This window comes from Kitasatospora sp. NPDC059673 (assembly GCF_042734215.1).
Classification (GTDB): domain Bacteria; phylum Actinomycetota; class Actinomycetes; order Streptomycetales; family Streptomycetaceae; genus Kitasatospora.
In genome coordinates this window covers 32,853-45,927 of record NZ_JBHWEN010000013.1, presented here as the reverse complement: position 1 = coordinate 45,927, position 13,075 = coordinate 32,853, and the positions used below count along the sequence as shown (strand labels likewise).

Here is a 13,075-nt window from a genome sequence, read left to right as displayed (position 1 = left end):
CAAGCTGTCAGGCTCCCTGCCATGAACGCCCGCACTGCCGCGTCCGCCTCGGGTCCGCGCTTCCCCCTGCCCAAGCGCCACCGCCGGATGCTCGCCTGCGCCGCCGTCGCGGCCTCCGTCGCCCTGGGTTCCTTCGGCGTCGCCGCCACCGTGGAGACCGTCCGGCAGGGCCATGCCGTGAGCGCCGCACAGCGCTGACACTGGGCCGAACGAGTGGTGGGCCCCCGGGCCACGTCCGATACTGAGGGCGGCACTGAGGGCGACCGGCCCGAAGGGAGTCCTGCCATGGAGACCGGCACTGTGCGCTGGTTCGACATCCACCACGCCTACGGCTACATCGCCCCGGACGCCGGCGGCCCCGACGTCGCCGTCTACTACGACTCCGTCCTCGCCCCCGAGGACAACCGCTTCCTCCACGAGGGTCAGCGCGTCCAGTACGACAGCACGATCCAGGAATTCCGCCCGGTCGCCGAACACGTCCGCCCGCTGACGCCCTGACCGGCTAGACCGCCTGCCGGTCGCGGCCCTTCGCCGGGCGGGAGTGGCGGCCGGAGCCCTCGGCGGGCTGGAGTTCGGCGCGGGGGGCGTAGCGGGCGGCGGGGGCCCGGAGCAGCCAGTTGCGGCCGGCGGGGGCGGCGAGGCCCATCCGGTGGAGCAGGTCGAGCGCGTCGCGGCGGAAGGCGGCGAGGTCGGCGAGGTAACCGGCGTCCCAGCCGGCGCTCATGCCGTAGTCGTCGGTGATGTCGCCGAGGGTGCCGTCGATGAGGGCGTCGGGGATGAGGACGGCGGGCGGGGCGCCGTCGGCCTCGACCGGGCGGAGGTCCTCGACCAGGCGTTCGGCGAGGAGCAGCGCGGCCTGGGCGAGGGTGCCGGTGCCGGGGAGGGCGAGGTCGGTGAGTTCGTCGGCGGGGTCGAACAGGGCGATGCCTTCGGCGCGGATCTCGGCGGTGAGGCCGAGTACCTCGGCGAATCGTTCCGTCTCCGTGGGGGCGGCCTCGCGCAGGTGGGCGCGTTCGGCGGGCGCGAGGTCGTCGAGCAGCACGACGGGGGTTTCGGCGAGCAGCCGGCGGACGGTCAATTCGGGCCCGGCGGGTGGCAGTTCGGGTGCGGTGAGCAGGTCCGCGGCAAGTTCGGCGGGCAGCCGCCACTGGTCCAGCAGCGCCCGTACCGGCCCGGGCGGCTGGGACGGTTCCTCGCCGCGGGCGGTCGCGGCAAGCGCGTGGACGAGTGCCGCGTACCCGGCGGGGTCGAGGCCGGGCAGGCCCCGGCCGGGCAGGGCGGCCTTGTGCAGGCGGGCGTGGGCGGGGCCGAGGGTGAGCCGGTAGCCGAGCAGGGTGTGGAAGCGTTCCGCGAGGGTGCCGGCGTGACGGCGGATCAGCGGGAGCGCGGCGCCGTGCGGGCCGTCGGCGGTGACCAGGGGGTGGGCGAGCAGCAGCCGGGCGGCGATGCGCAGTTCGGTGGTGGGGCGTTCGGGTTTGCGATGTCGGCCGCCGCCGGTGGGGCGGGGGTCGGGCCGTGCGGGGGCTTCGCGCCGGATCCGGCGGTAGCCGGGCGGCCGGAACAGCGGCGAGGTGCTGTGGTGGACGCTCGGGCCGTGCCACCAGCTGGTGCCGGGCGCGGGTTCGGCCTGCTGGGGTGCGCCGCCGAGGTGCCGCGCGCCGTGCACGCCGAAGGCGGCGGAGGCCAGCAGCTCGGCCCCGGCGGGTTCGGCGGCGGCGAAGCGTTCGGCCAACTTCCGGGCGGAATCGGCGAGTTCGGTTCCGGTACCGGCGTATCCGGGGTACTGCCGTGCCGGGGCCGCAGGCCTGTTCGCCCCGCCCGTGCGTCCGATCCCCGTACCGCCGGTGGCCGCGAGGGCGCCGGTGGCTGCTTCGTGCCGCTCCATGTCGCCCCCAAGCCTAGACGCCGCCGCAAACACTACGCGTCGGTAACTACCTCTTCCGTCGCCCGCCACCGTCCCTTATGGTTCCGGGCATGCCTGACCTACCCAATGTCGTGCTCTGGTCGATACCGGCCTTTGTGCTGCTCACCGTTCTGGAGATCGTGTCCTACCGGTTCCACCCGGACGAGGACGAGCAGGGCTATGCCGCGAAGGACACCGCGACCAGCCTGTCGATGGGCGTGGGCTCGCTGCTGTTCGACGCCGGGTGGAAGATCCCGATCGTGTGGATCTACTCGTTCCTGTACGAGTTGACGCCGCTTCGAGTGCCGGTGCTGTGGTGGACGGTGCCGCTGATGGTGCTCGCCTACGACTTCTTCTACTACTGGTCGCACCGCGGCCACCACGTGATCCGGGTGCTGTGGGCCTGCCACGTGGTGCACCACTCCAGCAAGCACTACAACCTGTCGACGGCGCTGCGTCAGCCGTGGACGTCCGCCACCACCTGGATCTTCTACCTGCCGATGATCCTGGCGGGCGTGCACCCGGCGGCGGTGGCGTTCTGCGGCTCGGTGAACCTGGTGTACCAGTTCTGGATCCACACCGAGCGGATCGGCAAGCTGCCCCGCCCGATCGAGTACGTCTTCAACACCCCGTCCCACCACCGGGTGCACCACGCCTCGCAGGGCGGCTACCTGGACCGCAACTTCGGCGGCATCCTGATCGTCTTCGACCGGTGGTTCGGTTCCTTCGCGGCGGAGGCCGAGCAGCCGGTGTACGGCCTGACCAAGAACATCACCACCTACAATCCGTTGAGGGTCGCCACCCACGAGTACGCGGCGATCGCCCGGGACGTGGCCCGTGCCACCACGTGGGGCGACCGGCTGCGCCACCTGACGAAGGGCCCGGGCTGGCAGCCCGCGCCGCGTCCCGAGTCCCCCGCCGCCTCACCGGAGAGTGCCACCGCATGAGCCCCGCCCGAGACCCGCGCATCACGCGGGCCCTGCTGATCGCCTTCGTCGTCGTCTCGGTGGCGCACCTGACGGCGATCGCCGTTCACCTGCCGGTCCTGCGGTACTCCACCAAGCCGCTGCTGATGCCGCTGCTGGCGGCCTGGGTGTGGGCGTCGGCGCGGCCCGGCACGCCGAAGCTGCTGATACCGGCGCTGCTGTTCGGCGCGGGCGGGGACATCCTGCTGCAGGTCGGCGGCACCGTCGGGTTCCTGGCGGGCATGGGCTCGTTCGCGGCGGGCCACGCCTGCTACGTGACGATGTTCGTGAAGCTCGGCGCGCTCGCCGACCGCCGCCGCACCGCGATCACCGCGGCCTGCTACGCGGTGGCCTGGGCGACGCTGATCTCGCTGCTGCTGCCCGACCTGGAGGCCGGCATGCGGATCCCGATGGCCTGCTACAGCCTGCTGCTGGCCGCCACCGCGGTGACGTCCTCCCGGATCGACTGGCGGGCGGGCATCGGCGGCGCGCTGTTCCTGCTCTCGGACACCCTGATCGCCACCGACCTGGCGCACTGGAAGCTGCTGCCCGCGCACGGCTTCCTGATCATGCTCACCTACATCGTCGGCCAGTACCTGCTGACCATCGGCACCCTGGGGCGCACCGACGCCGCGCCCGCTCCGCAGACCGCGCCCGTCGCGGCCTGAGCACCCGAGAGGGCGGCTCCCACCTCGCCGGTGGAAGCCGCCCTCGGTCGTACCCGGGGCCCGCTCAGAGCTCCCGGCCGGTGCCCGCCCCGCGCCGGCGCAGCAGCCAGAACCCGGTCACGCCGGCCGCCACCAGCCCGGCCCCGGCGACCAGCCGGCCGGCGTCCATGCCGACCGAGCCGCCCACGCCGGTCTCCACCCCGCCGTGCGGGAGCTGCGCGCCCTCCCACTCGCCGCCGGTGCCGGTGCCGGTGCCGGTGCTGCTGCTGGTGCTGGTGCTGGTGCTGGTGCCGCCACCGGCCGAGGCAGCCGCGATGGCGACCGCGCCGACGAAGCTGTCCCCGTTCGGGCACTTGCCGTCGATGCCCCAGGACGAGTCGTTGCCGGTGGTCCGCTTGGCGGCGGCACCGGCCATCTCCTGCTCGGAGATGACAGTCGCGGTGCCCGAGTACTTGCCATCAGGGCCGACGCTGAGCGTGGTCGAGCCGCCCGCGAAGGCCAGCGAACTCGCGGTGACGGACTTCGTGGAACTGCCGGCGCAGCTCACGCTGACCGAGACGGACTGCCCGGGCTGCGCCTGCGCGGGGCTGACCCAGGCGGGTTGGCTGCCCTTGGCGGACGCGGGGGCGGGGACGACGGTGGCCAGGCCGAACAGGGCGGTGGTGCCGAGCAGGGCGGCGGCGGCGGTGCGCGTCGGGCGCATGCCGTACCTCCAGGGGGTCGGGGTCGGGGGCAGCGGCTGCGTGTCCGTTCCGCTACTCCTGGTCACCGACCACGCTAGGCAGCACCGCCGGGCCCGGCGACACCTCAGGGGCCGTTCGGGCGGAGATTGCTCCGGACCCGAACGGCCCCTTGGGTTCGGCCGCTACTCGTTGCGGGCGGTCTCCGGTCCGGTGATCCGGCGCAGCAGCGGCATGGTCGCTCCGATGATCGCCAGCGCGGCGGTCAGGCCGGCGATCACCGCCAGGTAGTAGCCGACGCCGAGCGCGTGCAGCGAGTACTTCAGCTGCGAGCGCAGGAACAGGTCGGCGGCGAGCAGCCCGACGCCGATCGCCACCGCGGCCATCACCAGCAGCGGCACCACCGACTCCATCGCCACCACCCGGCGCAGCGTGCCCAGCGACACGCCGGTCAGGCGCAGCAGGCTGAAGGGCCGTTTGCGTTCGCTCAGGCCGCCGGCCACGCTGACGGCCAGGCTGCATCCGGCGATCGGGAAGGTCGCCAGGATCACCACATTGGCCAGTTGCTGGTAGCCGCGCAGTTCGGCCCCGGCCAGGTTCCACGCCTCGCCCAGCGTCATCGCCTGCCGATCCGCCGGGTAGGCGGCGTCCACCATGGTGCGGGTCTGCTCGACGGCGGCGGTCGAGCCGTCGGTCTCCACGACCACGTTCAGCACGCCCGTGGTGGCGAGCTGTTCGGCTGTGAACGGGGCGGCGGGCCACTCGCTGGTGTGCTGGTCTTGCCCGCCCCACCAGAGGCTCGGGACGTAGGCGCTCTGCGCGCCGGGCACGCAGTGGCCGTAGATCCTGAGCGGTTCCAGCTCGGCGCAGGCCACGACCTGCCGGGTGGTGGCCAGGCCGTCGGCGGCCTGCACCTCCACGGACCTGTCGGCCGGGTGCGCCAGCAGCACGTTCCGCACGCCCGGAACGGCGTGCAGCCGCTCGATCAGTTCGGGCGGGGCGGGCCTGCCCGTGGAGACCGGCTTGTAGTCGTCGCGGTAGCCCTGGCTCAGCTCGTTCACCAGCACGTTGGTGAACTGCGGGCCGCCGTGCGGGTGGTCGCGTTCGTCGGTCATCGTGGTGATCACGCCGAGCGTCGCGGTCATCACCAGCAGCGCCAGCACCAGTCCGCTGACGGCCCGGAACCCGGCGGTGGGGTTGTCGGCCAGCCGGCGCACCGCGATCAGGGTGGCCGGCCGCTGGGTGCGGCGGGCGATCAGGCCGGCGCCCGTCATGGTCAGCCAGGGGCCGGACAGCACCAGGCCGATCGCGATCAGCAGGAACGAGGAGAGGTAGCCCTTGATCTGCCCGGGCACCGTCCCGGGATGCCAGATCAGGAATCCGACCAGTTCCACCAGCCCGGCCACCAGCGGGATCACCCGCCAGGCCCGGGGCGGCTTCGGCGTCACCCGGCGGGTCACCCCGAGCGGGGAGATCTGCACCCGGCGCAGCGCGATCCGCGCGGCAACGGCGGCGGCCAGCGGGACGCCCAGGGCGACAGCGGCGATCTGGAGCGGCGTCAGGGAGATGTCGGAGGTGAAGAACCTGGAGCCGGTCAGCGCCATGCCCGCGACCGGGCCGCGTACCGCCAGGAACGGCAGGAAGCCGAGTGCCACTCCGGCCGCGGCGGCGACCGCCGCCTCCACCGCGGACACCACCGACACCTGACGGGGTGTCGCGCCGACCAGTCGCATCGCGGCGAAGCGCTGCTCGCGGCGGGCGGCGTTCAGGCGGGTGGCGGTGCCGATCAGGATCAGTACGGGGAAGACCAGCCCGCCGCTCACCACGGTGAGGATCAGGTCCACGCCGTCGGACTTGATGCCCACCACGCAGTCCGCGCACTTGTCGGGCCTGGTGGTGGCGACCTTGTCCACCAGCGTGGCCCCGCTCAGCTCCGCCATCTCCTGGGGGCTCCGGCCGACCACGGCCAGCAGGCTGTCGGGCGTGGGCAGCGCCGCGTCCCCGAGGATGCCGATCCGGTGCCCGGGGAAGCGGTCCCCCAGTTGCGCGGGCGGCATCTCGTCGACCATCCGGGCCAACTCGGGCGACAGGTAGTACTCGCCGGGCCCGGGCATCCGCGGCACCCCGGGCGAGAGCGCCGCCCGCGGCCCGGTGAGTGCGACGTCGACCCGTCCGATCTCCTTGCCCTGCACGGTGTCCCGCCGGGTCGCCCACCACATCGGATCGACCCCGGAACTCGCCGCCCCGGCCGCGCTGCCGGGGGCATTCGCCGTCCCGCCCCCGCCGGAGCTCCCCGCAACCTCCCGATTCGCGGGGACCTGCTGCTTGGCGAACGGCGTGTTGAGCCAGGCGTTGCGCGCGTTCTGCGCGTGCACGCCGTTGATCGCGGCGAGCGTGGTGAGCAGCAGGCCCACGCCGATGGCGACGGCGCCCGCGGTGATGGCGAGGCGGACGAGCGCTTCGCGGCCGCCGCTGACGGCCAGCCGCAGTCCGAACCGGATCATGAGGTCAGCCGTCCGCTCATCGAGGTGGCGCGGCCGTCGCGGACGATCGCCTCGCGGTCGGCGTAGGCGGCGATCCGGGCTTCGTGGGTGACCAGGACGACGGTGGTGCCCTGTTCGCGGGCGCAGCCGACCAGCAGGTCCATCACCTGCTCGCCGGTCAGGGAGTCCAGCGCGCCGGTGGGTTCGTCGGCGAACAGGACGCGCGGTTCGGCGACCAGTCCGCGGGCGAGGGCGACGCGCTGGGCCTGACCGCCCGACAGTTCGCCGGAGCGGCGGGCCTCCAGGCCGTCCAGGCCGAGTTTCGGGAACCAGCCGCGGGCCCGCTGCAGCGCGGCGGTGCGGCGCTGCCCGCCGAGCAGCAGCGGTAGGGCGACGTTCTCCTCGGCCGTCAACTCCGGTACCAGCTGGCCGAATTGGAAGACGAAGCCGAAGCTGTCGCGGCGCAGGGTACTGCGTTCCTGCTCGTCCAGGTTGTCGATCCGGCGGCCGTCGAAGTGGATCTCGCCGCTGTCGGGGGTGAGGATGCCGGCCAGGCAGTGCAGCAGGGTGGATTTCCCGGAGCCGCTGGGGCCCATGATGGCGAGGATCTCGCCTGCTTCGACGGCGAGTTCGGCGCCGCGCAGCGCGGGGGTCTCGCCGAAGGCGAGGGTGACGTCGCGGGCGTGGATCAGGGGGTCGGTCATCGCTTGGCCACCTCTGCGGCAAGGGCGTCGAGTCGGGCGGCGGTCAGGTCGATCCAGCGCAGGTCGGACTCCAGGTGGAACAGGCCGTGGTCGGCGAGGAGTGCGTCGACCAGACTGCCGGAGCGCTTGATCTCGGTGAGTTCGCGCATCCGCTTCAGGTGGGCGGAGCGCTGGGTGTCGAGGTAGAGCTCGGCGTCGCGGCCGAGCATCAGGGCGAGCACGACCTTGCTGAACAGCACGGTCTGCAGGTGGGGTTCGGCGGCGACGGGCTCGCGCAGCCAGTCCTCGAACTCGGTCGCGCCGGTCTCGGTGATGACGTAACGCTTGCGGTCGGGCCCGTCGCCGGCCTCGGGTTCGCCGACGACGACTTTCCCGTCCCGGGCGAGCCGCCCGAGGGTCGCGTACACCTGGCCGAAGGGGAGCGGCTTGCCGCGCCCGAAGAAGGCGTCGTAGTCGCGTTTGAGGTCGTAGCCGTGGCTGGGCTCGCGTTCGAGCAGCCCGAGCAGGGTGAGTGGAACGCTCATGATCGAAAGAGTACGCCGGGGGTGCACTCCACGTCTATACACTCAGAGAATACTTGGGCAGGGATTTCCGCCCACCAGCCCTGACCTGGGGATTCGCGAACAAGCGGACGAAGCCGTGAAGTTCACGAAGAAACGGCCGGACTGCCCCGGTTCGGGCAGTCCGGCCGCCTGGGCCGACCTCGCTCAGAGGTCCAGGTCGACCACCACCGGCGCGTGGTCCGACGTCCCCTTGCCCTTGCGGGCCTCGCGGTCCACGTAGCTGTCCGAGACCGCGTCCGCGAACGCCTTGTTGGCGTAGGTGAGGTCGATCCGCATGCCCCGGTTCTTCGGGAAGGCCAGCTGGCGGTAGTCCCAGTAGGTGTACGGGTGCTCGTACTTGAGCGGGCGCGGGACCACGTCCTGGAGGCCGATCTCCTGGAGGGCCGTCAGCGCGGCGCGCTCGGGGGCGGTGACATGGGTGAGGCCCTCGAAGGCGGCGATGTCGAAGACGTCCGCGTCGGTGGGCGCGATGTTGTAGTCGCCGAGAACGGCGAACGGACGCTCCCCCGCCGCGTCCTCGCGGACGGCGTCGCGCAGCGCGGCCAGCCACTCCAGCTTGTAGCGGTAGTGCGCGTGATCGACCTCGCGGCCGTTGGGCACGTACACCGACCAGACCCGGACGGGGCCACAGGTCGCGGCGACCGCACGCGGCTCGACGACCGGGAGCATCGCGTCCTCGGCCAGGTAGCCGGGCTGGCCGGGCAGGCCACGGACCACCTCGTCCAGGCCGATCCGGGACAGCACGGCGACGCCGTTCCACCGGCCGGTGCCGTGCGCGGCGCTCTCGTACCCGAGCTCGCCGATCGCCTCGGCGGGGAACGCCTCGGTGCCGCACTTGAGTTCCTGCAGGCACAGCACGTCCGGCTTGGCGGACTCCAGCCACTCCAGCAGCTTGGGCAGCCGGGCGGTGACGGAGTTGATGTTCCAGGTGGCGATGCGGACGGTCACGGCGGCCTTCCCTCGGCGGTACGGACGGACAGGGCACGGCAGCGGGCCGGGCACCCCCTCCGAACATACCGCCCGGCACCGACAGCACCCGGCCGATCCGCCGGAGCGGACCTACCAGGGAATTCCGGGGGTGGGCAGGAGCCCGAGCTCCGTGTGGAAGAGAACCATGGCCGTCCTCTTGTCGGGGGTCGCGGGTGTGAGGTAGTTCAGGACGACGACATCGCCATGGGGGGCGACCAGAGCGACGCGCGCCCTGCCGCGGCTGTCGGGGGTGTTGACGACAACACCGGTGGACAGATCGCTGGGGTCGGTGAAGGCAGTGTCGGGGTTGATGCTCCGCAGGTCCTGGGCGAGGGTGCCCGCCAGGCCCTCGGCGCCCGGGTCGGCGGAGAAGCGCATCAGCAGGGTGTCGGCCCGGCGCCCGTCGGGGGCGGTCCAGGAGTGGCGGGCCGCCACGACGAAGCCGCGCTGGGCGAGCCGGCGCTGCATGTCGGCCTTCGCGTCCGTCCCCGACGCGCCGATCAGGACATCCACCGTGCCGTCCAGGTCGAGAACCCCGCCCGCTTGCGTCGAACCCTCCGGCCCGGCCGGGCGGTAGGGCGTCAACTTCTCACCGGCCTCGGCAACGGAGATGGTCGCGGGCGTGGAGCCGACCGGCGCCGGGGATGCCGCAGGCGTGGAGCTGGTGCAGGCCGTCAGGGCCGCGAGGAGCAGCGGGGCGGCCAGGACGTGGCCGAGGCGTCCCGGTGCGATCACCGAAGGATTCTGGCAGACACGGGAGTTCGGGTCCATCGGGTTGCCCGGACCGGCCGGCCGGTTCGGTTTGCCCCGACCGGCCGGCCGCACAGCGCCTAACGCGAGGGGCGCACCACGGCGGCCGAGCCCCCGCCGCGGCGGACGGGTTCGGCGGCGGCCAGCCAGCGGCCGTCGGGGAGACGTTCGATGCCGGTGGCGGCGCCGATCTCCGGGGTTGCGCTGAACACGTGGCCCATGGCCTGGAGTTCCGCCGCCTCGGGCGAGGCGAGGAAGGCCGGTTCGGCCTGGGTGGCGGCGGTGTTGCGCTGGCTGGCCCGGGGCGCTGCGATGGCCTGTTCCAGCGTCAGGCCTCGGTCGATCCGCCCGGTCAGGACCTGCAGCACGGTGGTGATGATGGTGGCGCCGCCGGGCGAGCCGACCGCCAGGTACGGCTTGCCGTCCTTCAGCACGACGGTCGGGGAGATCGAGGAGCGCGGACGCTTGGCGGGGCCCGGCAGGTTGGGGTCGGGGACGCCGGGGGTGAGCGGGGCGAAGTTGAAGTCGGTCAGTTCGTTGTTGAGCAGGAAGCCCCGGCCGGGCACGGTGATGCCGCTGCCGCCGGTCTGCTCGATGGTGAGTGTGTAGGCGACCACGTTGCCCCACCGGTCGGCGACCGTCAGGTGCGTGGTGCTCTGGCCCTCGTACGGCTCGACGACCGGCTGCCCGCTGCTCGCGCAGGCCGCCGGGTGATACGGGTCACCGGGGGCGAGCGGGCTGGTCAGCGCGTGCTGGGGGTCGATCAGGCAGGCCCGGGAGGCGGCGTACGCCGGGTCGAGGAGCTGACGGGTCGGCACCTGCGTGAAGCCCGGGTCGCCGACCCAGCGGTTGCGGTCGGCGAAGGCGATCCGGCTGGCCTCCAGGAACCGGTGGTCGTACTGGACGGGGTCGGCGGGGCTGCTCGTGCCGAGAATGTTCAGCGCCTCGCCGACCGTCGTCCCGCCGGAGGAGGACGGGGCGATGCCGTACACGTCCAGGCCCCGGTAGTTCACATGCGTCGGGTCCTGCTGCCGCACCTGGTAGGCCGCCAGGTCGGCGGCATCCACCTTCCCGGGCCGGGCGTTGCGGCCGGAGGCGGCATCGACGGGCGGGTGCTGAAGGGTCCGGACGATGTCGGCGCCGATCGGGCCGCGGTACAGCGCGGCGGTGCCCTTTCGTCCCAACTCGCGGTAGGTGGCGGCGAGATCGCGGTTGCGCAGGGTGGAACCGACGGCGGGCGGCTTCCCGTCCGGCAGGAACAGCGCGCGGCTGGCCGGGAAGTCCTGGAACCGGGCCTGGTTGAGGGCGGTCTGGTCCTGGAAGGTCTGATCGACGGTGAACCCGCGATCGGCGATCCGCTCGGCCGGTTTCAGCACCTCGCCAAGATCCCGGCTGCCCCACCGGCGCAGCGCCTGCTCCCAGGTGGCGGCAGTACCGGGGACGCCCACCGACAGGCCGCTGGTGACGGCGTCGGCGAAGGCCAGCGGCTTCCCGTTCTCCAGGAACAGCGAACTGTCGGCCGTCCGGGACGCGGTCTCCCGCCCGTCCAGCGTGGAGACCTTCCCGGTCCCGGCGTCGTAGTACACGAAGTACCCGCCACCACCGATCCCCGCCGAGTACGGCTCGGTCACCCCGAGCGCGGCCGCGGTGGCAACCGCGGCATCCACCGCGTTCCCGCCCCGCCGCAACACCTCCAGCCCGGCAGCGGTGGCATCGGCATCCACACTGCTCACCGCCCCACCCCACCCCACCGCCTCCGGCTGCTTCCCCGCGGCGGCGAACGGATCGGCCTGGGCGGGCGCGGCGGTACAGAGCAGTCCGGTGACAACCGCGAGCGCGGGAACGAGACGAACGAGGGTTCTCATACGATCTCCCTGGGACGGCGACGGTCTCCCGTTCTCCCACACCCACCACACACCCGACAACGCCACGTTCGGCCAACTGCCGTACACCACAAGCCTGCTGCCGCCCCGACCACCATCTCCCGGCCCGCCGACAGCGAACCCCGGCGGTGGCCCGCAGCACGTCAGCAGCAGGGCCAACCGCTCGGGGCGCACCAGCGGCTCACGCACACGACCGGCGACACGTCCCGGCCGCTGGCGGCAGCAGGCCCGCGCCAGCGGCTCACGACACCACGCCAGCAGCACCCCACCACCCATCAGCGCCACGGCAGACCCCGCGCAAGCGAAGCGCAACGCCACGCCACACCAACGGCCCCGTGCCAACTGCCCCGCACCTGCACCTCTCCGCGCCCCGCCAACGGCCCCGCGCCAGCGGCCCCCAGCACCCATCAGCGCCACGGCAGACCCCGGGTCAGCGGGTGGCTGCGCGTTCCACGCGGCGGCGTTTGACGGTGCGGAAGCGGCGGGCGACCTGGCGGGCCAGGTCCGCGGCGCCGACCAGGCCGGCTTCGTTGCCGAGGGCGGCGTGGACGATTTCGGCCTCGGGGCGGAAGCCGCGGCCGGTGAGGGTGCGGCGGAAGGCGTCCTGGGCGGGGCCGAGGAGGAGCTCGCCGGCTTCGCTGACGCCGCCGCCGATGACGAAGCGGCCGGGGTCGAGCGCGGCGGCGAGGTTGGCGATGCCGACGCCGAGCCAGCGGCCGACCTCGTAGAGCAGTTCGGTGGCGACCGGGTCGCCGTCGCGGGCGGCTTCGGTGACCAGCGGGCCGGTGATGCCGAGCGGGGTGCCGCCGGCCCTGGCGAGCAGGGGCTGGACCACCGGGGACTCCTCGGCGGCGAGTTCGCGGGCCTCGCGGACCAGCGCGTTGCCGGAGGAGTACTGCTCCCAGCAGCCGCGGTTGCCGCACGGGCAGCGGTGGCCGCCGGGCACCACCTGCATGTGGCCGAACTCTCCGGCCAGGCCGTGCTTGCCGCGGTCCACGTATCCGTCGCGGACGACGGCGCCGCCGATCCCGGTGCCGAGTGTGATCATCACCATGTGGTCCTCGCCGCGGCCGGCGCCGAAGCGCCATTCGGCCCAGGCGGCGGCGTTGGCGTCGTTCTCGACCACCACGGGGAAGCGCAGCCGGGAGCTGAGCGCCTGCTGGAGGGGTTCGTTCCGCCAGTTCAGGTGGGGGGCGAACAGCACGGTGGAGCGTTCGGAGTCGACCCAGCCGGCCGCGCCGACGCCGACCGCGTGCACGTCGTGCTTGTCGGCGAGCTGCAGGACCAGCTCGACGATGACGTCCTCGACCACCTTGGGGCTCTTGCTCTTGTGGGGTGTCTCGGTGCGCAGCCGCTCCAGGACCCGGCCCTCGCCGTCGACCACTCCGGCGACCACCTTGGTGCCGCCGATGTCCACGCCGATGGTGGGCAGCCGCAGCACTCCGGCGGGCAGGGTGCGGCGGCGGCGTTCGGCGCGCGGGCCGAGGCCCAGCAGGCTGGGCAGGGC

Annotated in this window: 13 protein-coding genes; 4 read left to right on the top strand and 9 right to left on the bottom strand. The window is 73.2% G+C overall.

All coding sequences use genetic code 11. From position 1 onward, the window contains the following. Window positions 1-21 precede the first annotated feature (21 nt). Both ACFV18_RS17100 and ACFV18_RS17095 read left to right on the top strand, forming a co-directional pair. The gene (locus ACFV18_RS17100) at window positions 22-198 is read left to right on the top strand and encodes a hypothetical protein (protein WP_380483879.1); all 177 of its coding nucleotides are present in this window, start codon (window positions 22-24) and stop codon (window positions 196-198) included. 87 nt (window positions 199-285) lie between these two features. Further along, window positions 286-498, top strand: coding sequence for a cold-shock protein (locus ACFV18_RS17095; protein ID WP_380483877.1), 213 nt, complete (start codon window positions 286-288; stop codon window positions 496-498). Between the two features lie 4 nt (window positions 499-502). On the opposite strand, the gene ACFV18_RS17090 is transcribed toward ACFV18_RS17095, so the two are convergent. Next, complete coding sequence (locus ACFV18_RS17090) at window positions 503-1,885, bottom strand: DUF2398 family protein (protein ID WP_380483876.1); 1,383 nt, start codon at window positions 1,883-1,885, stop codon at window positions 503-505. Between the two features lie 89 nt (window positions 1,886-1,974). Here ACFV18_RS17090 and ACFV18_RS17085 point away from each other — a divergent pair, with 89 nt between their 5' ends. Both ACFV18_RS17085 and ACFV18_RS17080 read left to right on the top strand, forming a co-directional pair. After that, window positions 1,975-2,850 carry a sterol desaturase family protein gene (locus ACFV18_RS17085; RefSeq protein WP_380483874.1) on the top strand — a complete coding sequence of 292 codons (876 nt, stop codon included), beginning with the start codon at window positions 1,975-1,977 and terminating at the stop codon, window positions 2,848-2,850. Continuing rightward, the gene (locus tag ACFV18_RS17080; RefSeq protein ID WP_380483872.1) at window positions 2,847-3,536 is read left to right on the top strand and encodes a lysoplasmalogenase; all 690 of its coding nucleotides are present in this window, start codon (window positions 2,847-2,849) and stop codon (window positions 3,534-3,536) included. Before ACFV18_RS17085 ends, ACFV18_RS17080 begins: the two co-directional genes overlap by 4 nt. A 64-nt stretch (window positions 3,537-3,600) precedes the next feature. On the opposite strand, the gene ACFV18_RS17075 is transcribed toward ACFV18_RS17080, so the two are convergent. From ACFV18_RS17075 to ACFV18_RS17040, 8 genes are all read right to left on the bottom strand, one after another. Beyond that, complete coding sequence (locus tag ACFV18_RS17075; RefSeq protein ID WP_380483870.1) at window positions 3,601-4,239, bottom strand: hypothetical protein; 639 nt, start codon at window positions 4,237-4,239, stop codon at window positions 3,601-3,603. A gap of 162 nt (window positions 4,240-4,401) precedes the next feature. Then, complete coding sequence (locus ACFV18_RS17070) at window positions 4,402-6,720, bottom strand: FtsX-like permease family protein (protein WP_380483868.1); 2,319 nt, start codon at window positions 6,718-6,720, stop codon at window positions 4,402-4,404. Further along, window positions 6,717-7,403 carry an ABC transporter ATP-binding protein gene (locus tag ACFV18_RS17065; protein WP_380483866.1) on the bottom strand — a complete coding sequence of 229 codons (687 nt, stop codon included), beginning with the start codon at window positions 7,401-7,403 and terminating at the stop codon, window positions 6,717-6,719. The genes ACFV18_RS17070 and ACFV18_RS17065 overlap by 4 nt, the downstream gene beginning before the upstream one ends. Next, entirely contained in the window at window positions 7,400-7,927 is a 528-nt protein-coding gene (locus ACFV18_RS17060; RefSeq protein ID WP_380483864.1) for a helix-turn-helix transcriptional regulator, read from the bottom strand. The genes ACFV18_RS17065 and ACFV18_RS17060 overlap by 4 nt, the downstream gene beginning before the upstream one ends. Before the next feature lie 183 nt (window positions 7,928-8,110). Continuing rightward, window positions 8,111-8,914, bottom strand: a complete 804-nt coding sequence (locus ACFV18_RS17055) for an exodeoxyribonuclease III (RefSeq protein ID WP_380483862.1) — start codon at window positions 8,912-8,914, stop codon at window positions 8,111-8,113. A gap of 111 nt (window positions 8,915-9,025) precedes the next feature. After that, window positions 9,026-9,670 carry a hypothetical protein gene (locus ACFV18_RS17050; RefSeq protein WP_380483860.1) on the bottom strand — a complete coding sequence of 215 codons (645 nt, stop codon included), beginning with the start codon at window positions 9,668-9,670 and terminating at the stop codon, window positions 9,026-9,028. Between the two features lie 95 nt (window positions 9,671-9,765). Then, window positions 9,766-11,550: a gamma-glutamyltransferase gene (gene ggt, locus ACFV18_RS17045; protein ID WP_380483858.1), complete on the bottom strand. Its 1,785-nt coding sequence runs from the start codon at window positions 11,548-11,550 to the stop codon at window positions 9,766-9,768. Window positions 11,551-11,998: 448 nt separating this feature from the next. Beyond that, entirely contained in the window at window positions 11,999-13,063 is a 1,065-nt protein-coding gene (locus tag ACFV18_RS17040) for an ROK family glucokinase (RefSeq protein ID WP_380484132.1), read from the bottom strand. Window positions 13,064-13,075: the final 12 nt, after the last annotated feature.

What these genes read in the sequence shown, in the direction of transcription:
- ACFV18_RS17075 (WP_380483870.1), bottom strand. Translation starts at nt 4,239, where the DNA reads ATGCGCCCGACGCGCACCGCCGCCGCCGCCCTGCTCGGCACCACCGCC.
- ACFV18_RS17090 (WP_380483876.1), bottom strand. Translation starts at nt 1,885, where the DNA reads ATGGAGCGGCACGAAGCAGCCACCGGCGCCCTCGCGGCCACCGGCGGT.
- ACFV18_RS17085 (WP_380483874.1), top strand. Translation starts at nt 1,975, where the DNA reads ATGCCTGACCTACCCAATGTCGTGCTCTGGTCGATACCGGCCTTTGTG.
- ACFV18_RS17080 (WP_380483872.1), top strand. Translation starts at nt 2,847, where the DNA reads ATGAGCCCCGCCCGAGACCCGCGCATCACGCGGGCCCTGCTGATCGCC.
- ACFV18_RS17100 (WP_380483879.1), top strand. Translation starts at nt 22, where the DNA reads ATGAACGCCCGCACTGCCGCGTCCGCCTCGGGTCCGCGCTTCCCCCTG.
- ACFV18_RS17060 (WP_380483864.1), bottom strand. Translation starts at nt 7,927, where the DNA reads ATGAGCGTTCCACTCACCCTGCTCGGGCTGCTCGAACGCGAGCCCAGC.
- ggt (WP_380483858.1), bottom strand. Translation starts at nt 11,550, where the DNA reads ATGAGAACCCTCGTTCGTCTCGTTCCCGCGCTCGCGGTTGTCACCGGA.
- ACFV18_RS17095 (WP_380483877.1), top strand. Translation starts at nt 286, where the DNA reads ATGGAGACCGGCACTGTGCGCTGGTTCGACATCCACCACGCCTACGGC.
- ACFV18_RS17065 (WP_380483866.1), bottom strand. Translation starts at nt 7,403, where the DNA reads ATGACCGACCCCCTGATCCACGCCCGCGACGTCACCCTCGCCTTCGGC.
- ACFV18_RS17070 (WP_380483868.1), bottom strand. Translation starts at nt 6,720, where the DNA reads ATGATCCGGTTCGGACTGCGGCTGGCCGTCAGCGGCGGCCGCGAAGCG.